Source organism: Pseudomonas saliphila, from assembly GCF_008638345.1.
GTDB lineage: Bacteria > Pseudomonadota > Gammaproteobacteria > Pseudomonadales > Pseudomonadaceae > Halopseudomonas > Halopseudomonas saliphila.
Map to the genome: position 1 here is coordinate 149,939 of NZ_VTVA01000009.1, position 19,722 is coordinate 169,660.

The following is a 19,722-nucleotide window of genomic DNA, read 5'->3' on the forward strand; positions in this document are numbered from 1 at the left end:
AGGCTCAAATGAAATCAGAAAAAGGTGCCGGCCAGCGGCGAGGAAGCTGACGCATACAGCTTGCGTTCCATGCGTCCGGCCAGATAGGCGCCGCGACCTGCGAGGACCGCGTGCTTCATGGCCTCGGCCATCAATACGGGCTGCTGAGCATGGGCGATAGCGGTGTTCATCAACACACCGGCGCAGCCCAATTCCATGGCGATCGCCGCATCCGAGGCCGTACCTACACCCGCATCGACCAACACCGGCACGGTCGCCTCTTCGAGAATGATGCGCAGGTTATAGGGGTTGCAGATGCCCAGGCCTGAGCCGATCAGACCGGCAAGCGGCATAACGGCGACGCAACCGATTTCGGCCAACTGACGCGCGATGATCGGATCGTCGCTGGTGTAGACCATCACATCGAAGCCATCACGCACCAGAATCTCGGCGGCCTTGATGGTTTCAATGACGTCCGGGAACAGGGTTTTCTGGTCCGCCAACACTTCGAGCTTGACCAGTTTATGACCGTCCAGCAGTTCACGCGCCAGTCGGCAGGTACGTACGGCATCTTCGGCAGTGAAACAGCCAGCCGTGTTGGGCAGGATGGTGAAGCGATCGGGCGGTAGCACGTCGAGCAGGTTCGGCTCGCCCGGATTCTGACCGATGTTAGTCCGGCGGATAGCCACGGTCACGATCTCGGCACCGGAGGCTTCGATCGCGTCGCGGGTTTCGTCCATATCCTTGTACTTGCCGGTGCCTACCAGCAAGCGGGAACGGTAACGCACGCCGGCAATTTCCAGCGCGTCCTGAGTCAGGTTAGTCATGTGAGCTCCGATCGGCGGCTAGCCGCCACCTATGGCGTGAACAATTTCTACCCGGTCGCCATCGGCAAGTCGGGTGTCGGCGTGTTGGCTGCGCGGCACTATATCCAGATTCAGCTCTACGGCCAGGCGCTTGCCGCTCAAACCCAGCCGCTCGACCAGTTCAGCCAGCGTAATCGGGGTTTCCAGGGCGTAGGCTTCGCCATTCAGTTGGATCTGCATGGGATACTCGAACGTAGTCAGGGAGCCGCCATGATAGCCTGCTTTACCCGACTCTGGCCACGCCGCAGAGCCTCATAACGTACGCCAGACGCCGATCCCCAGACACAGCCAGGCGAGCAGGAACATCACGCCGCCGATGGGGGTAATAATGCCCAATTTGCCTACTCCGGTCAGTGCCATGGCATACAGACTGCCGCTGAACAACAGAATGCCAAATGCGAAGAGCCCGCCGGATGCCTTGAACAGGGCAACGTCCGGCCAGCGCAGCAGCAGCAGTGCAACACCAAAGATCGCAGCGGTGTGCCAGAGCTGATATTGCACGCCAGTCTGAAAAGCGTTCAGCAGATTGTCCGGCAGCCGGCTGCGTAAACCATGCGCCGCAAAGGCGCCCAGTGCGACGCCGGTGAATCCGCTAAAGGACGCCAGCAAAAGCAATAACTTGGCCATGGATAAATCCCCCGGTCTATACTGCGGGCCAATTCCGAAACCGATTCGCCCATGTTGAAAAAACTGTTACGCACCTCAGCTCGCTGGCTGCTGTACCTGATGGTGCTGAGCCTGATCCCGGTCGGTCTGCTACGCTGGATCCCCTCCCCCGGCTCGACGCTGATGGTAGAGCGCTGGATCGAATTCCGCCAGCAGGGAAGCGACGTCAGCATCCGGCATCAATGGGTTCCCTACGAAGCGATCTCCGACAGCATCAAGATGGCGGTCATCGCCGGCGAAGATCAGCGGTTCGCCGAGCATCACGGCTTCGATCTCAAGGCCATTCGCGCGGCGATGGAGCACAATCTCGAAGGCGGCAGCGTGCGAGGCGCCAGCACCATCAGCCAGCAAGTCGCAAAGAACCAGTTCCTCTGGTCCGGGCGCAGCTGGATACGCAAGGGGCTGGAGGTCTGGTTCACGGCCTGGATCGAAGTGTTGTGGCCGAAACAGCGGATTCTGGAAATCTATCTGAACGTGGCGGAATGGGATAAGGGCGTGTTCGGTATCGACGCTGCCGCCCGACACCATTTCAACGTCGGTGCCGGCACCCTGTCTGATCGCCAGGCGGCGCAGCTGGCCGCCGTATTACCCAGCCCGATCCGCTGGAGCGCGGCCCGACCCACGGACTATGTGCAACGACGCGCCACCTGGATCCAGCGCCAGGCACGCCAGCTTGGCGGGAGACACTATCTGGATCAGATGGAGGCCGGCCGCTCGCGACCTGACTGGTTGAGATTCGCCTACTGGCAGGAACGGGTTTCGATGAAGTGAACAGTTGAGGGGTTCTGCCGGGCACCAAGGTCCGGCAGGCTCCACGTCATACCGTGCGCGAGAACTGGCCCTTCTGTTCTTCGCCAAGGTAGGCGTCGAAGGTCATCGCCACGCTGCGCATCAACAGGTGGCCCTGGGGCAACAACACCAGCGCATCATCGTGCAACTCCACCAGACCATCGCGTTCGTGCTCGCGCAACAATGCCAGCGCGTCGGCAAAGTATTCGGTGAAATTGATCCCATAACGCTGTTCGAACTTGGCGTAGTCGATGCGTCCATGGCACATCAGATCGGTGATCACATCGCGGCGCAGGCGGTCGTCTTCGCTGAGCTGATAGCCACGTTGCACCGGCAGCATGCCTTCATCCATACGCGCGTAATAGCGCGATAGCTCCTTCACGTTCTGGCTATAACTGTCGCCCACCTTGCCGATGGACGAGACGCCGATGCCGATCAGATCACAGTCGGCATGGGTCGAGTAGCCTTGGAAGTTGCGCTGCAGCGTGCCATTGGCCTGCGCGCGGCTCAGTTCATCTTCCGGCAACGCGAAGTGATCCATACCGATATACACGTAGCCTGCATCGGTGAGCCGGCGGATGGTCAGTTCCAGCAGTTCGAGTTTACGTTCCGGCGGCGGCATGTCCTCCATGCGGATCAGACCCTGCGCCTTTACCTGCTCGGGCAGGTGCGCATAGCTGTACGCTGCGATACGGTCGGGGCGTAGATCGATGATCTTTTCGAGCGTGATATCAAAGCTGGCGACGGTCTGCAGCGGCAAGCCATAGATCAGATCCACGCTGATCGACTTGAAGCCGGCGTCGCGCGCAGCCATGACCAGATCACGGGTCTGCTGCTCGCTCTGGATGCGATTCACCGCAGCCTGCACGTCGGCGTCGAAGTCCTGTACGCCGAAGCTCAGACGATTGAATCCCAACTCGCGCAGCGTATGGATTTGTACCGGCGCCACGGTGCGAGGATCGACCTCCAGGGAAAACTCATGCGCGTCGCTGTCGTCCATGTTGAAGGCATTGCGCAACGTCTGCATCAGATCAGCCAGCTGCTCGCTGGTGAAATAGGTCGGCGTGCCCCCGCCCAGGTGCAACTGGGTCAAACGACGAGAGGAATCGAACAGGCTGGCCTGCGCGGCGATTTCGCGCTTGAGATATTCCAGGTATTCGACGGCCCGTTCGGTCTTGTGCGTGATGATCTTGTTGCAGGCGCAGTAATAGCAAAGGCTCTTGCAGAACGGAATATGGATATACACCGACAAGGGCTTGGGCGAAGCCGCTTCATTGCTGGCCTTGGCCGCCGCCTGATAATCATCCATGGCAAAGGCTTTGTGAAATTGCGGCGCAGTGGGATAGGACGTGTAACGCGGTCCGGGCCGGTCATACTTCTCGATCAGATCACGATTAAAACTCAGCCGCTGGTCCATATCTACTCCACTACTTTGAACGTCTGCAGCGGCGTGAATGGCGCCGGCGGCAGACAGGTCGAATGATGATCAGAAATCGTGCCATTGGGCACAATATACAGTTCGAGGTATAGCCCGCAGCGTTACTGGTAGTCGATGCTCGGACCAAACATGATTGAGTGAGCCTGGTCGTCGCTCACCGCGAGCACCGCGCCCTGTTCAGGGTAGACCCAGGCTTGCCTGGCGTCACCAACCTCCATGCGCATGGCTGGATTGCCCAACGAACCCTGGAAGCTCAACACATCCACCGGCTCCTCGGGGATCAGACTGATGCGCTGCACCCGCCGCCCGGCTAGCGCCGCACCGACATCGGAGGATAACGGCTGCTCAGGCGAATTAACCGTCCAGTCCTGGGCGCGAACCAGGCTTTCGGTCTGCTCTGAGTCCAGGCTGATCACCGCCTGCACGCGCCAGTTCAAACCGTCACTTTCGAGTGGATAGCGGCTGACCAGCAGTGGCTGGTTGTCAGTATTGACCAGCCACAGGCTGCCCAGTCCCAGCGCCGCATCGACGCCGGCCAGTGTCAGCGTCTGCTGGTGTAGCGGCTGCCACAGCGATGCCTGGTACTCCGTGTGCCATTGCATCTCGCCTGGCTGGTTTTGCTTCGCCATCCAGCTACCCAGGGCGAAAAACCCCAGCACCACCACAACCAGGATGGTCAGGGTTCGGACGCCCATTCGCAGCGACATGCCTTTACTCCCTCAAAAGAATCGAATTCGTTTGCCATTATGCAGCCCGGACCTATGACTTGAAAGTCCGGGACAACGGCGATTCTTTTGAGTGCTTACGCGGCACCGCCAGCTAGAGACCACATTATCGCCGATATGGACATGTCGTTAATTGAGCCGGATCAAGACCTCGTTCAGCCCGACCGGGGGTCAGATACCCCGAAGCGCATCTGACCCTCGCCTCGCCCATCGCTAGCCGCTGACGTCCAGCGCCTCCACTGGCTTCGCCTGCTGCCTTCCAGTCGTCGCACGCAACAGAAACTCACGATTGATCGGGCTGTGTGGCTTCAGGGCCAGGCGTTCATCGGCAAGTGCTCTGCCCAAGCCACGCAAACCTCCACGAAGGGCCGCCTCGGTCAAGGTCAGATCGATAATGTCGCGCTGGGCGTTACTGCCGCCGAAGCCGTTGGCAATAAAGCGACCGCGGTGCAAGCGTTCGGCGGCGGTCCCGTAGGACCCACGCCAAAAGGCGATAAACCCCTCGACCAGCGCAATGCCTTCCTCGCCCGCCCATCTGGCCGCTTCGGTGTTACTGGCGGCCCTGACTCTGAGATTCTGCAGCAATCGCTGCAGCTCCGTGTCGCGGCCCGCGCCGAGATAGGCCATGGCTGCGTGCCAGTCGTTGAACGGGTAATCACTCTGCTCGACGTGCGCCGCCCAGCTGTCCGCGACCGCGTGCCAGCGGTTGCCAAGCTCCGCGCCCTTGAGGTGCAGCCGCCACAGCAGCGCCGACGCATCGACCAGTTCCAGGGCGATCGTACTGGGGGTGCTCCAGACAGCCTGGTCATACAGTGCCAGCGCCTGCTCAACTTGCCCCAGCTCCAGATGACAGAGCGCGCGGTGCCACCAGTTGTGGACCTTGAATATGTTGTCGTCACTAGCCCAGTGCGGCTCGCGAGAAATCATCCACTCGATGCCCTCGTCGGGCCGACCCTGCATTTCCATTACATGAGCTACAGCGTGATGGGCCCAGCAATCCAGAGGCTGCAAGGCCACCGCGCGGCGTCCCGACGCCTCGGCTCTGGCGTAATCACCGGTTTCCTCCAGCCCGAAGGCATACATCCCCAGTACCACCGGATAGCCCGGCGTGTCGGCGGACCACTGCGGCAAGACCCGGGCAATGCGATCACGCAGGTTACGGCTGTTAGCCCGGTAGAAATCAATCAGATGCCCCGCCTGCAGGGCCACCATGTCCCTGGGATAGTGCACATTGTGCAGATCCAGTTGCAGGGCCGCCCGGGTCCAGTTGCCCGCCAATACGTGCTCCAGCGCGGCGACATGGGACGACTCTCGGTCGGACAGCGTCATGCGCTTGAGGGTCTGCACAAGCGCCCTCGCTTCCCGGCTCGCCTCCGGCTCGGTGGCCAGTGCAAACGCATGTGCCTTGAATATGTAGGCCATCGGGCAGGCGGGCGCCGCATCGATTGCCTGATCAATCAGCGCCACCGGGTCGCCGCGATACAGGTTGAAGGCGTCAACCGCCTGATCAAAAAGATCCGCCGCCTGCTGGTTTGCGCCGTTCAATGCTTCACCCTGTCTATCTGTAATCATTGTTTTTCTCCTCCGAAATCAGTATCCATTACCCCTCTCCGCAGGCTTGCCAGCCTCATGGCGACACTGCGGATTGCTGCTAAGCTTATTCAGCGGGGGCAACGCAAAGAATGTGCAAGACACCGGATCTTATGACCGATCCGCCGGATTGGAGATAAGGAGGTGGGTGACTCACCGCTGCTGGGGACATTACGTCTGACGGGAGGCATTTTTCTGGATGCCGAGTTCAGCGCGCCCTGGTGTATCAGCGCTCAGGTCACCCCGGATGATTGCGGGCCCCTTACCCCACCGCCACGCCACATCATCGCCTACCATTACCTGATCGCCGGTCACTGCATCGTCAGCGTAGCGGACATGCCGCCCTTTCACGCCTATGGCGGCGACATAGTGGTGCTGCCGCGCAACGATCCGCACATACTCAGTAGTGCCCTGGACCTGCCACCGGCCTGCCCGGACCAATTTCTGCAGCCAGCCGCTGACGGCGGGTTGACCCGGCTGGTATATGGCGAAGGTGGCGAGCGGACGTCGATCCTCTGCGGTTTTCTCGGTCACAACATGCAACGCAGCCCGATCATTGCCCTGCTGCCCAGCGCGATGAAGCTCAACGTGGCTGAGGATAGCGCTGCCGGTTGGATCAAGAGTCTGTTCAAATTCGTTGCCAGCGAACTGGCAACCGGGCAGCGACAATCGGCGGCCATGCTGGCCAAGATCGCCGAACTCATGTTCACCGAAGCAGTGCAGCAATATGCCGCCGCGCAGGCAGATCAGTCGGAAGGCTGGATAGCCGGGCTGCGCGATCCCATGGTCGCTCGCGCGTTGGTGCTGATGCATGGGCAACTGGCCAGACACTGGACGACTGATGATCTGGCAAGGGAAGTAGGCCTGTCCCGTTCCGCCTTTGCAGACCGCTTCGTACGTGCCCTCGGCGAGGCACCGATGGGCTATCTGCTGCGGCACCGCTTAGAACAAGCCGCCACCCAGCTACTGGAAACGTCGAATTCCATCGCACATATCGCCTATGACATTGGCTACGAGTCAGAGGGTGCCTTCAGCCGTGCCTTTCGGCGGGAGTATGGGCTACCTCCAGCCACCTGGCGGCGCTCGAAACGGCATTGACCCGCGGTAGGACGAAGGAACAGAAGCAAAAAGGGCACCCGAAGGTGCCCTTTTAAATGAATCCGAACCAGGTGGATCCGAACGACGTTATGCCGCGTCGTCCTCGGATGCCAGATTCTTCTTCAACTTGTTCATCGCGTTCTTTTCCAGCTGCCGGATGCGCTCGGCAGATACTTGATATTTGGCCGCCAGCTGGTGCAGGGTCGCTTTCTCTTCGGACAGCCAACGCTGGTAAAGAATATCGCGGCTACGCTCGTCAAGCTGCTCCAGTCCCTGTTGCAACTGGGCTACAGAACTGTCGGTCCAGTTCTCCGTTTCCAGCTGGGTCGCCGGATCATAGCGCTTGTCTTCCAGGTAATGAACCGGCGCGTAGGCCGCATCGTCATCTTCGTCCTGGGCACCATCGAAGCCGAGATCCTGTCCATACAGACGGCTCTCCATCTCACGCACCTCACGGGTCGCGACGCCCAGGTCTGCGGCGACGGCACCGACTTCGTCATGCGACAGCCACGCAAGCTTCTTCTTGGCACTGCGCAGATTGAAGAACAGCTTGCGTTGCGCCTTGGTGGTGGCGACTTTGACGATGCGCCAGTTGCGCAGGATGAATTCGTGGATTTCCGCACGAATCCAGTGCACCGCGAACGACACCAGACGCACGCCAATCTCGGGGTTGAAGCGCTTGACCGCCTTCATCAGGCCCACGTTACCTTCCTGGACCAGGTCGGACTGCGCCAGACCATAGCCCGAGTAACTGCGAGCGATATGCACGACGAACCGCAGATGCGACATGACCAGCTGGCGGGCCGCTTCCAGATCTTCGTGATAGTACAAACGATCAGCCAGCTCGCGCTCTTCCTCAACACTGAGTATCGGAATGCTGCTTACGGTCTGGACATAGGCCTCAAGGTTCGCACCGGGAACAAGGATATGTACGGGCTGTAAAGCAGTGCTCATAGTTGAACTCCGAAAAATTGACGGCTCAGTGTATCACCGCTGAATGAGACTGTGAACGCCTGACGAAGTTCATCCGCATAACATTAATACGTTATAAAACATGATGTTACGATCATGTAACGGTTTCACTGCGGCTCGATGTCACGGATATGTCGGCCGACTGCCAGCCACGCCCCGAGCAATCCCAGCAAAACCGCTCCGGCAACCAGTAGCAAGCCATCGCCAGCCGGCATCGGTAACAGCTCGAAACCGCTCTCATATAACGCTGCCACCTGCCGCACAGTGGTGTTCAGCCAGGCGATACCGCCAGCCAACAACAGCCAGGCCAGCAGCCCGGCGAGCAGCCCGTAAACCATACCGATGTACAGGAACGGCCGGCGCACGAACGCGTCGGTGCCGCCGACCAGCTTGATCACCTGAATTTCCTCGCGCCGGCTTTCAATGGCCAGCCGGATGGTCGTAGTCATGACCAGCAGCAGCGCGAAGATCAACAGCACCGCCAGGCCGCCGGTGAAGCGTTCGAGCATGGCAAGAATCGAGGTTAACCGCTCGATCCAGAGCAGATCGATCTGCACCAGCTCGACACCCGACATAGCGGCGATACGGTCTCTCAAGGGTTGCAGGGCCGAGGCGCCACCTTCGATGCTGTTCGGTGTCACCAGAATCACTGCGGGCAAGGGGTTGTAGGACAGCTGCTCCAGCGCATCGCCCATCCCCGAATGCTGCTGGAACTCGGCCAGCGCCAGCGCCTTGTCGAGCAACTGCACCTCATCAACCTCATCCAGCGCGGCGATACTGTCACGCAGCTGTTCGGCTACCGGGCCGTCGACCGTCTCCTGCAGATAAACGGATAACTGGGCCGCGCGCTGCCAGTCGACACCCAGCCGCTCGACCTGACCGATTAACACGGCCAGCCCGGTAGGCAGTGCCAGAACGATGGTCATCACCAGAATGGTCATGGCGCTGCTCAGGGGATGCCGGCGCAAGCGCTGCAAGGCCTGTTGCGCGCTGTCCCGGTGGCTGCCCAGCCAGCTGCGCAACGGATGCCGCCAGTTGCGTTGCGAGCGGGCGGCTCCCTTGGGTGCCTTTGGCGCTGGGTTCTTCTTAACCGGTGTGTCCGCACTCTGTCGCTTGCGCGGCGCTGCCGGGTTCCGCTTGTTCTCGGCCATGCCTATTCCCCGTCCCTGACCAAGCGGCCCTCGTGCAGCGTGAGCATGCGGTGATCTAGCCGCGCAATCAGCGGCAGGTCGTGACTGGCGATCAGTACCGTGACGCCCACGCGATTAAAATCCTCGAACAGCGTCATGATTTCCGCCGACAGCGCCGGGTCCAGATTGCCCGTGGGCTCGTCAGCCAGCAGCAGCGCAGGCTTGTGCACCACGGCCCGCGCGATGCCGACGCGTTGCTGTTCACCACCGGACAGGGAGATGGGAAACAGATTTTCCTTCTTTAACAGGTCGACCTTGTCCAGCGCGGCGCGCACACGTCTGCCGACTTCGTCCCGCGGGGTGCCATTGATGATCAACGGCAGCGCCACGTTATCGAACACCGTGCGATCAAACAGCAATTGGTGGTTCTGGAACACTACGCCAATCTGCCGACGCAGGTAGGGAATGTCGTCACTGCCCAGTTCGTGCAGATCCTGACCGCCAATATGCACTCGGCCCGCGCTCGGCCGCTCCATGCACATCACCAGTTTGAGCAGAGTGCTCTTCCCCGCGCCGGAGTGGCCGGTAATGAAGGCCATTTCGCCGGTGCGGATATGAAAGTCGAGGTTGTCGAGCCCCTGATGACCATTGGGGTAACGCTTGCTGACCTGATCGAAACGAATCATGGATTACTCGCGCCCGAACAGAGCCTTGACGAACTCCGGCGCGGTAAAGGGTCGCAGATCATCAATCTTCTCGCCGACACCAATAAAGCGAATCGGCAGGCCGAACTGCTTCGCCAGGGCGAAAATCACGCCACCCTTGGCGGTCCCGTCGAGCTTGGTCAGGACCAGACCGGTCAACCCCACCGCCTGATCGAACAATTTGGTCTGGGAAATCGCGTTCTGACCGGTGCCCGCATCCAGCACCAGCAGCACTTCGTGCGGCGCTTCGTCGTCCAGTTTGGTCAGTACCCGTTTGACCTTCTTCAACTCATCCATGAGGTGATCCTTGTTATGCAGACGGCCGGCGGTATCGGCGATCAACACATCGACCCCGCGCGCCTTGGCTGCCTGCAAGGCATCGAATATCACCGAAGCCGAGTCGGCGCCGGTATGCTGCGCGACGACCGGAATCTGGTTGCGCTCGCCCCACACCTGCAATTGTTCCACCGCTGCCGCGCGGAAGGTATCGCCCGCCGCCAGCATGACCTGTTTGCCCTCGCCCTGCAGCCGCTTGGCCAGCTTGCCGATGGTGGTGGTCTTGCCGACACCGTTGACGCCGGCCACCAGAATCACGAAGGGTTTCTTGTCCGGCGCGATAACCATGGGCTTGGCCACATCACTCAGCAGGCTTTCCAGCTCACCCTGCAGCGCGGCATAAAGCGCCTTGCGGTTGTTTACCTGGCGCCGGCTGACACGCTGTTGCAGCGATTCCATGATCAGGGTGGTGGCTTCGATACCAACATCCGCCAGCAGCAGACGGGTTTCCATGTCCTCCATCAGCTCATCGTCGATTTCCTTCTCGCCGAGGAACATGTTGGCCATGCCTTCGCCGAGATTGACGCTGGTCTTGGACAGACCGGCCTTCATTCTGGCGAAGAAGCCCTTGGGTTCCGCTGCAGGCTTTTCCGGTTCGGGCTCGGGCTTTTCCGACGACTGTTGACCGAGACCAGCAAAGAGCTCGGCCGCCACTTGTCGGGCGGCCTCATCCTGACTCGAGGCAATAGGCGTAGCATTGGGCACAGGATCAGGCGTAGAGGAAGGCGTATCCGCTTCGGCAGGTGCAGCCGTTAGCGCGTCGGGCACCGTCGGTTGCTCGACCGGCTCGGCGACGGGCTCGCTGGCAGCAGGCGGTGGCGTCGGCTCGGACTTGCGCCGCGCCCAGCCGAACAGACCCTTCTTTTCGGGCTTGGCCGGTTCGTTCTCCGGGCGCTTGGAATCCGATTTATCTGACTTGTCTTTTGAACCAAACATTTACGATCACTATCAGAGTCTGGCGACGCTGTTTGGCCGCCACGTTGTAGGTTGGGTTATCCTACCCCACTTCCGCCACAGGCGGTATGACCGTCGTCCCTCCAAGACTACCCAGGATCATCCATGTCGCGCCTTCTGCATCCATTTTCATTCCTGCTGCTGACGCTGGGCCTGTCCGGTCTCGGCCAGGCCCAGGAACAGCGTCAGACTACCCACGAATTCAGCCTCGACAATGGCCTCAAGGTGATAGTGCGAGAGGATCACCGCGCGCCGGTGGTGGTGTCACAGCTCTGGTACAAGGTTGGCAGCAGCCAGGAGCCGCCGGGCAAGACCGGCATGACCCATGCGCTGGAACATATGATGTTCAAGGGCAGCGAAAACATTGCGCCGGGCCAGGCCTCGAAAATACTCAGCAGCCTCGGAGCGCAGGAGAATGCATTCACCAGTCGCGATTACACCGCCTATTACCAGGTGCTCAGCCGTGACCAGTTGGCCGTTGCGCTGGAGCTCGAAGCGGAGCGGATGCATTTATTGTCCTTGCCTGAGGATGAAGTCATGCGCGAGATGCAGGTCATCAAGGAAGAGCGCCGGCTGCGGGTCGATGACAACCCCAACAGCCTCGCCTACGAGCGCTTCATGACTCAGGCGTACATGGCCAGCCCCTATGCGCAACCGGTGATCGGCTGGATGCATGACCTTGACCGCCTGACGGTGGACAACCTGCGCGACTGGTATGAACTGCACTACCACCCTGGCAACGCCACCCTGGTCATCGTCGGCGACGTCAAGCTCGACGAAATCCGTGGCCTGGTCGAGCGCTACTTTGGCCCGATTCCCGCTGGCCCGGTACCTGAACAGAAAGCCCCGCTGGAATTGCCAGATGGCGGCGAGCGCAGCCTGGTGCTGGAACTGGATGTGCAGCTGCCGAGCCTGATCATGGGCTTCAACGTACCCAGCCTGAACACCGCCGAGGCGCCCTGGGAAGCACACGCCTTGCGACTGCTGGAAGCCGTACTGGATGGTGGCTACAGCGCCCGTCTGGCGAGCCGCCTGGAGCGCGACCAGTCAATCGCCACTTCGGCCTCGGCCAGTTACAGCGCCTTCTCCCGCGGTGATTCGCTGTTCATGCTCAGCGGCGTGCCCAACGAATCACGGGAGATCAGCCTGGAGCAACTTGAACAGGCGTTGTGGGAACAGATCGAAGAACTGAAAGCCAACCCGCCCAGTGTCGAGGAGCTGAACCGCGTGCAATCACAACTGATCGCCAGCCTGGTCTATGAACAGGATCAGATCAGCCAGCAAGCCAACCGCATCGGCCAGCTGGAGAGCATCGGCCTGCCCTGGACCCTGCTCGACAAGGACGTCGAGACCCTCGAAGCCATCACCCCGGAACAGGTCAGCGACGTCGCTCGCCGCTACCTGACCCGTGAGCGCCTGACCCGCGCCCATGTACTGCCCACCGCCAAGGACAAGGAGACTCGCTGATGGCTACCGCTCATTCACGCAGCACGCTGCGCTGGTTACTCGCTCTGCTCGTTGTCGCTGCGATCATTGGCATCATGGTGTTCAAGCCCTTTGCAAAGACCCCGTCTGCCGAGGCGGAGACCGCGCCGGCTGGCCTGGTCGCCACCACCCATGCAGCGGTTGATACCGATGCGGTCGCCCAGGGCAGCGCTGACGATGAGCCGCTCCCGGACCTCGAATCTCTGAGCAGTCTGGATACGGATAAGCCACCGGCCCGGCGCAAACTCGACCTGCAGCACTGGACCACCGAGCAGGGCTCGCGGGTGTACTTCATGCAGGCCGATGAATTGCCGATGCTGGATGTGCAGGTACTGTTCGCCGGCGGCTCCAGCCGCGACGGCGACCAGCCCGGCCTGGCGACCCTGACCAACGCCATGCTCAACGAAGGTGCTGGTGACAAGGACGCTGGCGACATCGCCGCAGGCTTTGAGCGGCTGGGCGCGCAGTTCAGCAACAGCTCCCACCGCGACATGGCGCTGACCGGCCTGCGCAGCCTGACCGCGCCGGACAAACTGGATCCGGCCCTGGCGTTGTTCGCCGAAGTCGTCAGCAGCCCAAGCTTTCCACAGGACGCATTCGAACGCCTGCGCAATCAGTTGCTGGCCAGCCTGCGTTATCGCCTGCAGCGGCCGGCAGCCCTGGCCAGTGAAGCCTTCTGGGCCGAACTCTATCCGGAGCATCCCTACGGCAGCTTGCCTGAGGGCACCCCGGAGAGTTTGCAGCAAATCACGCCTGAGCAACTGCGCGCGTTCCACCAGCAGTTTTACAGCTCGGGCAACGCCGTGATCGCCATGGTCGGCGCAGTAGACCGTCAGCAGGCAGAACGCATCGCCCAGCGTTTGGCCGATGCCATGCCCGAAGGCCCCGCGGCAGACAAGACGCCGGTACCGGATCCGGTCGAGCCTGAGCACACACATATCGCCTTCGATGCGCAGCAAACGCATATTCTGGTCGGCCAGCGCGGCATCAGCCGTCACGATCCCGACTACGCAGCGCTCTATGTCGGTAACGAAATTCTGGGCGGCTCGGGCTTTGGTTCCAGGCTTATGGAAGAAATCCGCGAGAAGCGCGGCCTGTCCTACTCAGTGAGCAGCAGTCTGATTCCGATGCAGGCGCCCGGCCCGTTCATGATCAGCATGCAGACCCGCGCCGACCAGGTCGATCAGGCGCTGGAAGTGATCAACAACAGTCTGGATGAGTTCATCGAGAAAGGGCCAAGCGAAGCCGACCTACAACGCGCCAAACGGCAGATCATGGGCCAGTTCCCGCTGAGCACCGCCAGCAATGGCGCGATCGTCGGCCAGTTGGGCGCCATCGGTTTCTACGACCTGCCGTTGAATCACATGCAGCTGTTCATGGACCGCATCCAGGCGTTGAGCACCGAGCAGATCCGTGAGGCCTTTGCCCGTCATCTGGACCCGGCCGGCAGGCTGGTGGTGACCGTCGGACCAGTGATCGCGGAACCCGAAACCGATCAGGACGATACCGAAACCGCACCCGATACGCTTGAGGAAGCAACCCCATGAGGCAGGACAAGGGACGTCAGAGCCAGCTGCGAATCATTGCCGGAACATGGCGCAGCCGGCGCTTCACTTTCACCGAGCAACCCGGGCTGCGGCCCACGCCGGACCGGGTGCGGGAAACCCTGTTCAACTGGCTCAGCGGTCAAATCGAAGGCGCGCGCTGCCTGGATCCCTTTGCCGGTAGCGGCGCGCTGACGCTGGAAGCGCTGTCGCGCGGCGCCCGTTTCGCACTGTGCGCAGACGCCAGCCGCGATGTCGTCGCCACCCTGCGTAGCCATCTGGTCACGCTGGAATGCGCGAACGCCGAAGTGCGCCAGCAGGACGCCCTGAGTCTGCTGGCCGGCAGTCCGGAAACGCCCTTTGATGTGGTATTTCTCGACCCGCCGTTCAAGCAGGACCTGCTGGCACCCGCCTGTGCTGCGGTGGAGGACAACGGCTGGCTGACCGACCAGGCCTGGATCTACACCGAGAGCGAACTGCCCCCGGACCGCCAGACAGTGCCGGCGAGCTGGCGGCTACATCGTGAAAAACGCGCCGGACAGGTGTGGTACACACTGTGGCGTCGCCAAGCATAACGATGGAATGTCGAGTTCCACCTCGATAGCGCTACCGCAGGCGGCTCCGCTGCCAAGGTCGGAGCTCGGCAGCCCTTGGAAGGCGAGTACCACGGGGCGCGATCGAACTCGACCATAGGCGCCACCGGTCAGCCCGCTCGCCGGGATGGAACCCGGCCCTCCATAAAAACACCTCCCGATGGATTGTCGAGTTCCATCTCGACAAAGCGCGACCGCCCACCACACCACAGCCCATAATGCCCCCGTGGCGAGACAATACCGGCAATTGACAGATCCGGCCTATTCCTCTAGAACCAGTTCTCTTGAAACAGTCTTGATCCCCAGCCCGTCGGCCTGCCGACTTTGAAACCGAGATCCCATGGTTGCCGACATTGCCTACCTGCAGCAGCAAGACGATGCCATTTCCGAACTGAAGGAATTGTTCACCCTGCAACGTGCTGCCTGCCGCGCAGCGCCCAGCGCGGAGCTCGCCCAGCGTATCCGCCAGCTCAGACAGCTCAAGGCCGCGCTGATAGCCCAGCAACAGCAACTGATCGACGCGATCAATCAGGATTTCGGGCGCCGCTCCAGCGACGAGACCCGGCTGGCCGAACTGTTGCCGTCGGTGGAAGGGATCAACTACACCATCAAGCACCTGAGTGACTGGATGAAGCCCTCGCGGCGCAGCGTTGGCCTGGCTTTCCAGCCGGCCACAGCGCGGGTGATCTACCAGCCACTGGGCGTGGTAGGCATCATCGTGCCCTGGAACTATCCGCTGTATCTCGCCATGGGACCACTGACAGCTGCCCTGGCGGCCGGCAACCGGGCGATGATCAAGATGAGCGAGTCGACGCCCGCCACCGCCGCAGCACTTGCCAACCTGCTGGCGACGGTGTTTACCCAGGATCAGGTTGCCGTGGTCTGCGGCGAAACCGAGGTCGCCGTGGCCTTTGCCAAGCTGCCGTTTGATCATCTGTTGTTTACCGGCGGCGGAGGCATTGGCCGCCACGTGATGCGCGCCGCAGCAGAAAACCTCACGCCGGTAACCCTGGAGCTCGGTGGCAAGTCACCGGCACTCATCTCGACCGATGTGCCAATTGCCGATGCGGCCGAGCGAATCGCCTTCGGCAAGGGGCTCAACGCCGGCCAGACCTGCGTCGCGCCTGATTACGTACTCTGTCCGCGCGAACGGGTGGCGGAGCTAGTGGAGGCCTTGCGCCAACGCTTCAGCAAGATGTATCCCACCCTGGCAGCGAACCCGGACTACACGCAGATCATCAATGCGCAGCACTACCAGCGGCTGACGGGTTATCTGAGCGATGCCCTCGACAAGGGCGCCAGCGTGCATGAGATCAATGCAGCCGGGGAGGATCTCGCTGGAACCCGCGTGTTGGCGCCTACCCTGGTGCTGGGTGTCACCGATGACATGCGGGTGATGCAGGACGAGATTTTCGGGCCACTGCTACCGATCGTGCCCTATGACAGCCTGGAGCAGGCGCTTGCCTATATCGCCGAGCGACCCACGCCGCTGGCGCTCTACTACTTCGGCTACGACCGTGCCGAGCAGCAGCGCATCATGACGCAGACCCAGGCCGGCGGCATGTGCATCAACGATACCCTGCTGCATGTAGCGCAGGATGATCTGCCCTTCGGCGGCAAAGGGCCTTCGGGCATGGGGCAGTATCACGGGCGCGAAGGCTTCCTTACCTTCAGCCAGGCAAAGGGTGTATATATCAAGCAACAGTTCAACGGTGCCCGGCCGATCTATCCACCCTACGGCGGTACGCTATTGAAATGGATCTACCGGCTATTCATTCGATAGCAGGGATTGAGCCCGTACCACCGCGCACCTGAAAGGAGGGGAAAGGATGACCCGCCCGATCCAGCTTAACCGCCGGGATCTGTTAAAACTCGGCGTCGGCGCGAGTATCGCGCTCTCGACGGCGGGGCTCGTCGCCACTATGAGCGGCGCCACGCCAGACCAGCCGCACGCCGGCATGAAGGTGTTGCGCAGCACGGATATGCCGGTGCTGGCAGCTCTCTTTCCAGCCTTTGTCGGCCCGCATTCAATGCTGGATGCCCCCGCGATCCAGGCATCCATCCGCCAACTGGACTTCACCCTGGCGCATAGCTCAACGCAGACACAGAAAGATGTCCTGCAGTTGCTGGGCCTGCTCAGCTTCGCCGCGACCCGCGGTCCGCTGACCGGCATCTGGGGCGCGATCGAGCAGGCCAGCCCGGCGCAGATGGATGCGCTCCTGCTGCGTTGGCGCGATAGTCGGCTGGACATGCTGCGCCAAGGGTATAAGGCCCTGGGACAGTTACTGTTGATGAGCTGGTATGCGCTGCCCCAGTCCTGGGAAGCTGCCGGCTATCCCGGTCCGCCGGTCATCTGACACATCAAAGGGACATGAGCGATGCCAGTAACAGACGTATTCTTACAAGGAATTGAACAGGGCTGGGACGTACTGGACGCAAGCACCTTCGAGCACGACCGCACCTTCGAGGCCGATGTGGTGATCATCGGCACCGGCGCGGGCGGCGGAACCAGCGCGGAAATTCTCGCCGAGGCCGGGTTCAAGGTGTTGCTGATCGAAGAAGGCGCATTACGGACCTCCAGTGACTTCAAGAATGATGAAGCCATCGGCTACGCTCAGCTGTATCAGGAGGGTTCGGCGCGCGCGAGCAAGGACGGCGGCATCGGCATTCTGCAGGGGCGTACGGTGGGCGGCAGCACAACGGTAAACTGGACCAGCAGCTTTCGCACCCCCGACCAGACATTGGCGCACTGGAATACGGAACATGGCGTGTCGGGTATCGATAGCGCCAGCATGGCGCCGTGGTTCGAGCGCATGGAGCAGCGCCTGGGTGTCGCGCCCTGGGCCGAATCGCCCAACGCGAACAACGATGTGATCCGCAGCGGCTGCGACAAGCTCGGCTGGCATCAGGCCGTCATCCCGCGCAACGTGCGCGGCTGCTGGAACCTGGGTTACTGCGGCATGGGCTGCCCGACCAATGCCAAGCAATCGATGCTGGTGACCACCCTTCCCGCCGCACTGAAGTGCGGCGCCACCCTGATTCACCGTGCCCGCGCCGAACGACTACTGATCGAGGGAGGTCGCGTTATCGGTGTGCACTGCCGAGCAATGAACGCCGAGCTGACCCGCGCCGACGGCCAGCGCATCGAAGTGCGCGGTACGCATACTGTGCTCGCTGGCGGCGCGATCAACAGCCCGGCGCTGCTGTTGCGGTCCCAGGCACCGGACCCGCACAACCTGGCCGGCAAGCGTACCTTCCTGCATCCAGTCAATTTCAGCACGGCGCAATTCGACAAGCCCATCAATGGCTTTTATGGCGCGCCGCAATCGGTGTATTCCGACCAGTTCCAGTGGCAAGACGGCGCGAGCGGGCCGATGGGTTTCAAGCTGGAAGTCCCGCCGATGCAACCCAGCATCACCTCCGCCCTGCTCGGTGGCCACGGCCCAACCAACCTGCAGCGCATGCACAAGCTGTCCCACAGCAACATGATATTGGCGCTGCTGCGCGACGGCTTCCACGAGCAGAGCCCGGGCGGCACGGTCATGCTGCGCGACGACGGCACCCCGGTGCTGGATTACCCGCTCAATGATTACCTCTGGGACGGTACGCGTCGGGCCTATCTGGCCATGGGCGAAATCCAGTTCGCTGCGGGCGCTAGCGTCGTAGCGCCGGTGCATAGTCGCGGCGAATACAGCAGCAGCTGGGCTGCATACCGGCAGCAGGTCGAAGCCTTGCGCTATGTGATCCACGACGTGCGCCTGGCCAGCGCCCACGTCATGGGCGGCTGTCCGATGGGCGAAGACCCCTCCCAATCAGTCGCCAACAGTCGCGGCCAGCATCATCAGCTGGAAAACCTGTCGATATTCGACGGATCGCTGTTTCCGACCAGTGTCGGCGCCAACCCGCAGCTGTCGGTATATGCACTGACAGCACGCCTGGCAACGCAGTTGGCAGAGCAGTTAAGCCGGGGCGCCAGCTCGATCGCAACAGAGCAGGCGAGCAGCACAACGGTTGGCCGCGGATAAGCATTGAGCTACCATTTGCCCCTTCTAGCACTCATGAAAAGGCTAACTGCCAATGAACACCGTATTGTATCCCGGCACATTCGACCCCATCACCAAGGGCCATACTGATCTGGTCGAACGCGCAGCTCGGATGTTTGACAAGGTGGTCGTGGCGGTCGCGGCAAGCAGCAAGAAGAACCCCGCCTTTTCCCTCGAGGAACGCGTCGACTTGTGTCGACAAGTCCTCTCGCACCTGCCTAACGTCGAAGTTGTCGGCTTTTCGACGCTACTCGCGCACTTTGCCAAAGAGGTCAATGCCAATGTCCTGCTCCGTGGTCTGCGCGCGGTGTCGGATTTCGAGTATGAATTCCAGCTGGCAAACATGAACCGCGTCCTGGCGCCGGACGTCGAAAGCCTGTTTCTGACCCCTTCGGAAAAATATTCCTACATCTCCTCTACGCTGGTGCGTGAGATTGCCAGCCTGAAAGGTGATGTCACCAAATTCGTTCACCCAGTAGTCAATGAGGCCCTGCTCAAGCGTTATAATGCCTAGGCTCAGACCGTAACGCACCATCATGTAGGAGTGCCTGGTTCCATGTCTCTGATCATCACTGACGACTGCATCAACTGCGACGTCTGCGAGCCGGAATGCCCCAACAACGCCATTTCACAGGGCGACGAGATCTATGTGATCGACCCCAACCTGTGCACCGAATGCATTGGACATTTTGACGAGCCGCAGTGCCAGCAGGTGTGTCCCGTCGACTGCATCCCGCTGGACCCGAACCACGTGGAAAGCCGTGAGGAACTGATGGAAAAGTATCAGATCCTCGTCGGCACGGCTTAAGC

At 61.2% G+C, this 19,722-nt stretch carries 20 protein-coding genes; 10 read left to right on the forward strand and 10 right to left on the reverse strand.

Going from position 1 to position 19,722, the window contains the following annotated elements; genetic code table 11:
• Nucleotides 1-14: 14 nt before the first annotated feature.
• From FHK95_RS11870 to FHK95_RS11880, 3 genes are all read right to left on the reverse strand, one after another.
• Nucleotides 15-806 carry a thiazole synthase gene (locus tag FHK95_RS11870; RefSeq protein WP_150304839.1) on the reverse strand — a complete coding sequence of 264 codons (792 nt, stop codon included), beginning with the start codon at nucleotides 804-806 and terminating at the stop codon, nucleotides 15-17.
• A gap of 18 nt (nucleotides 807-824) precedes the next feature.
• Nucleotides 825-1,025 carry a sulfur carrier protein ThiS gene (gene thiS, locus FHK95_RS11875; RefSeq protein ID WP_150304840.1) on the reverse strand — a complete coding sequence of 67 codons (201 nt, stop codon included), beginning with the start codon at nucleotides 1,023-1,025 and terminating at the stop codon, nucleotides 825-827.
• Between the two features lie 72 nt (nucleotides 1,026-1,097).
• Nucleotides 1,098-1,472: a DUF423 domain-containing protein gene (locus FHK95_RS11880; protein WP_150304841.1), complete on the reverse strand. Its 375-nt coding sequence runs from the start codon at nucleotides 1,470-1,472 to the stop codon at nucleotides 1,098-1,100.
• A 51-nt stretch (nucleotides 1,473-1,523) separates the two neighbouring features.
• Between FHK95_RS11880 and mtgA the strand changes: the two genes are divergently transcribed.
• Nucleotides 1,524-2,282 (forward strand): monofunctional biosynthetic peptidoglycan transglycosylase, encoded by a 759-nt coding sequence (gene mtgA, locus FHK95_RS11885; protein WP_150304842.1) that lies wholly within the window; start codon nucleotides 1,524-1,526, stop codon nucleotides 2,280-2,282.
• Nucleotides 2,283-2,328: 46 nt separating this feature from the next.
• On the opposite strand, the gene hemN is transcribed toward mtgA, so the two are convergent.
• The 3 genes from hemN to FHK95_RS11900 all read right to left on the reverse strand — a co-directional run bounded on the left by hemN (nucleotide 2,329) and on the right by FHK95_RS11900 (nucleotide 6,035).
• Nucleotides 2,329-3,717 (reverse strand): oxygen-independent coproporphyrinogen III oxidase, encoded by a 1,389-nt coding sequence (gene hemN, locus FHK95_RS11890; RefSeq protein ID WP_150304843.1) that lies wholly within the window; start codon nucleotides 3,715-3,717, stop codon nucleotides 2,329-2,331.
• A 122-nt stretch (nucleotides 3,718-3,839) separates the two neighbouring features.
• Nucleotides 3,840-4,445: a hypothetical protein gene (locus tag FHK95_RS11895; RefSeq protein WP_150304844.1), complete on the reverse strand. Its 606-nt coding sequence runs from the start codon at nucleotides 4,443-4,445 to the stop codon at nucleotides 3,840-3,842.
• A gap of 231 nt (nucleotides 4,446-4,676) precedes the next feature.
• The gene (locus FHK95_RS11900) at nucleotides 4,677-6,035 is read right to left on the reverse strand and encodes a tetratricopeptide repeat protein (RefSeq protein ID WP_150304845.1); all 1,359 of its coding nucleotides are present in this window, start codon (nucleotides 6,033-6,035) and stop codon (nucleotides 4,677-4,679) included.
• A 162-nt stretch (nucleotides 6,036-6,197) separates the two neighbouring features.
• Here FHK95_RS11900 and FHK95_RS11905 point away from each other — a divergent pair, with 162 nt between their 5' ends.
• On the forward strand, nucleotides 6,198-7,151 hold the full coding sequence (locus tag FHK95_RS11905; RefSeq protein ID WP_150304846.1) for an AraC family transcriptional regulator: 954 nt from the start codon (nucleotides 6,198-6,200) through the stop codon (nucleotides 7,149-7,151).
• 87 nt (nucleotides 7,152-7,238) lie between these two features.
• Here FHK95_RS11905 and rpoH read toward each other — a convergent pair whose 3' ends face one another.
• From rpoH to ftsY, 4 genes are all read right to left on the reverse strand, one after another.
• Nucleotides 7,239-8,105 carry an RNA polymerase sigma factor RpoH gene (gene rpoH / locus FHK95_RS11910; protein WP_150304847.1) on the reverse strand — a complete coding sequence of 289 codons (867 nt, stop codon included), beginning with the start codon at nucleotides 8,103-8,105 and terminating at the stop codon, nucleotides 7,239-7,241.
• Between the two features lie 125 nt (nucleotides 8,106-8,230).
• Nucleotides 8,231-9,274 carry a permease-like cell division protein FtsX gene (gene ftsX, locus FHK95_RS11915; RefSeq protein ID WP_150304848.1) on the reverse strand — a complete coding sequence of 348 codons (1,044 nt, stop codon included), beginning with the start codon at nucleotides 9,272-9,274 and terminating at the stop codon, nucleotides 8,231-8,233.
• A 2-nt stretch (nucleotides 9,275-9,276) separates the two neighbouring features.
• The gene (gene ftsE, locus FHK95_RS11920; RefSeq protein WP_150304849.1) at nucleotides 9,277-9,939 is read right to left on the reverse strand and encodes a cell division ATP-binding protein FtsE; all 663 of its coding nucleotides are present in this window, start codon (nucleotides 9,937-9,939) and stop codon (nucleotides 9,277-9,279) included.
• A 3-nt stretch (nucleotides 9,940-9,942) separates the two neighbouring features.
• Nucleotides 9,943-11,229, reverse strand: coding sequence for a signal recognition particle-docking protein FtsY (gene ftsY, locus FHK95_RS11925; protein ID WP_150304850.1), 1,287 nt, complete (start codon nucleotides 11,227-11,229; stop codon nucleotides 9,943-9,945).
• A gap of 123 nt (nucleotides 11,230-11,352) precedes the next feature.
• Between ftsY and FHK95_RS11930 the strand changes: the two genes are divergently transcribed.
• The 8 genes from FHK95_RS11930 (at nucleotide 11,353) to FHK95_RS11965 (ending at nucleotide 19,720) form a co-directional block, all read left to right on the forward strand.
• Nucleotides 11,353-12,714, forward strand: a complete 1,362-nt coding sequence (locus FHK95_RS11930; protein ID WP_150304851.1) for a M16 family metallopeptidase — start codon at nucleotides 11,353-11,355, stop codon at nucleotides 12,712-12,714.
• Nucleotides 12,714-14,279, forward strand: coding sequence for a M16 family metallopeptidase (locus FHK95_RS11935; protein ID WP_150304852.1), 1,566 nt, complete (start codon nucleotides 12,714-12,716; stop codon nucleotides 14,277-14,279). The genes FHK95_RS11930 and FHK95_RS11935 overlap by 1 nt, the downstream gene beginning before the upstream one ends.
• Nucleotides 14,276-14,851 (forward strand): 16S rRNA (guanine(966)-N(2))-methyltransferase RsmD, encoded by a 576-nt coding sequence (rsmD, locus tag FHK95_RS11940; RefSeq protein WP_150304853.1) that lies wholly within the window; start codon nucleotides 14,276-14,278, stop codon nucleotides 14,849-14,851. Before FHK95_RS11935 ends, rsmD begins: the two co-directional genes overlap by 4 nt.
• A gap of 358 nt (nucleotides 14,852-15,209) precedes the next feature.
• Nucleotides 15,210-16,652, forward strand: a complete 1,443-nt coding sequence (locus tag FHK95_RS11945; RefSeq protein ID WP_150304854.1) for a coniferyl aldehyde dehydrogenase — start codon at nucleotides 15,210-15,212, stop codon at nucleotides 16,650-16,652.
• Nucleotides 16,653-16,698: 46 nt separating this feature from the next.
• Nucleotides 16,699-17,226: a twin-arginine translocation pathway signal protein gene (locus FHK95_RS11950; RefSeq protein WP_150304855.1), complete on the forward strand. Its 528-nt coding sequence runs from the start codon at nucleotides 16,699-16,701 to the stop codon at nucleotides 17,224-17,226.
• Between the two features lie 21 nt (nucleotides 17,227-17,247).
• Nucleotides 17,248-18,894 (forward strand): GMC family oxidoreductase, encoded by a 1,647-nt coding sequence (locus tag FHK95_RS11955; protein ID WP_150304856.1) that lies wholly within the window; start codon nucleotides 17,248-17,250, stop codon nucleotides 18,892-18,894.
• Between the two features lie 52 nt (nucleotides 18,895-18,946).
• Nucleotides 18,947-19,426 (forward strand): pantetheine-phosphate adenylyltransferase, encoded by a 480-nt coding sequence (gene coaD, locus FHK95_RS11960; RefSeq protein WP_150304857.1) that lies wholly within the window; start codon nucleotides 18,947-18,949, stop codon nucleotides 19,424-19,426.
• A gap of 42 nt (nucleotides 19,427-19,468) precedes the next feature.
• Nucleotides 19,469-19,720, forward strand: a complete 252-nt coding sequence (locus tag FHK95_RS11965) for a YfhL family 4Fe-4S dicluster ferredoxin (protein ID WP_150304858.1) — start codon at nucleotides 19,469-19,471, stop codon at nucleotides 19,718-19,720.
• The last annotated feature ends 2 nt before the right edge of the window (nucleotides 19,721-19,722 follow it).

Coding starts and splice junctions, on each gene's coding strand:
- FHK95_RS11870 (WP_150304839.1), bottom strand. CDS start 806: ATGACTAACCTGACTCAGGACGCGCTGGAAATTGCCGGCGTGCGTTAC.
- thiS (WP_150304840.1), bottom strand. CDS start 1,025: ATGCAGATCCAACTGAATGGCGAAGCCTACGCCCTGGAAACCCCGATT.
- FHK95_RS11880 (WP_150304841.1), bottom strand. CDS start 1,472: ATGGCCAAGTTATTGCTTTTGCTGGCGTCCTTTAGCGGATTCACCGGC.
- mtgA (WP_150304842.1), top strand. CDS start 1,524: ATGTTGAAAAAACTGTTACGCACCTCAGCTCGCTGGCTGCTGTACCTG.
- hemN (WP_150304843.1), bottom strand. CDS start 3,717: ATGGACCAGCGGCTGAGTTTTAATCGTGATCTGATCGAGAAGTATGAC.
- FHK95_RS11895 (WP_150304844.1), bottom strand. CDS start 4,445: ATGTCGCTGCGAATGGGCGTCCGAACCCTGACCATCCTGGTTGTGGTG.
- FHK95_RS11900 (WP_150304845.1), bottom strand. CDS start 6,035: ATGATTACAGATAGACAGGGTGAAGCATTGAACGGCGCAAACCAGCAG.
- rpoH (WP_150304847.1), bottom strand. CDS start 8,105: ATGAGCACTGCTTTACAGCCCGTACATATCCTTGTTCCCGGTGCGAAC.
- ftsX (WP_150304848.1), bottom strand. CDS start 9,274: ATGGCCGAGAACAAGCGGAACCCGGCAGCGCCGCGCAAGCGACAGAGT.
- ftsE (WP_150304849.1), bottom strand. CDS start 9,939: ATGATTCGTTTCGATCAGGTCAGCAAGCGTTACCCCAATGGTCATCAG.
- ftsY (WP_150304850.1), bottom strand. CDS start 11,229: ATGTTTGGTTCAAAAGACAAGTCAGATAAATCGGATTCCAAGCGCCCG.
- FHK95_RS11930 (WP_150304851.1), top strand. CDS start 11,353: ATGTCGCGCCTTCTGCATCCATTTTCATTCCTGCTGCTGACGCTGGGC.
- FHK95_RS11935 (WP_150304852.1), top strand. CDS start 12,714: ATGGCTACCGCTCATTCACGCAGCACGCTGCGCTGGTTACTCGCTCTG.
- rsmD (WP_150304853.1), top strand. CDS start 14,276: ATGAGGCAGGACAAGGGACGTCAGAGCCAGCTGCGAATCATTGCCGGA.
- FHK95_RS11945 (WP_150304854.1), top strand. CDS start 15,210: ATGGTTGCCGACATTGCCTACCTGCAGCAGCAAGACGATGCCATTTCC.
- FHK95_RS11950 (WP_150304855.1), top strand. CDS start 16,699: ATGACCCGCCCGATCCAGCTTAACCGCCGGGATCTGTTAAAACTCGGC.
- FHK95_RS11955 (WP_150304856.1), top strand. CDS start 17,248: ATGCCAGTAACAGACGTATTCTTACAAGGAATTGAACAGGGCTGGGAC.
- coaD (WP_150304857.1), top strand. CDS start 18,947: ATGAACACCGTATTGTATCCCGGCACATTCGACCCCATCACCAAGGGC.
- FHK95_RS11965 (WP_150304858.1), top strand. CDS start 19,469: ATGTCTCTGATCATCACTGACGACTGCATCAACTGCGACGTCTGCGAG.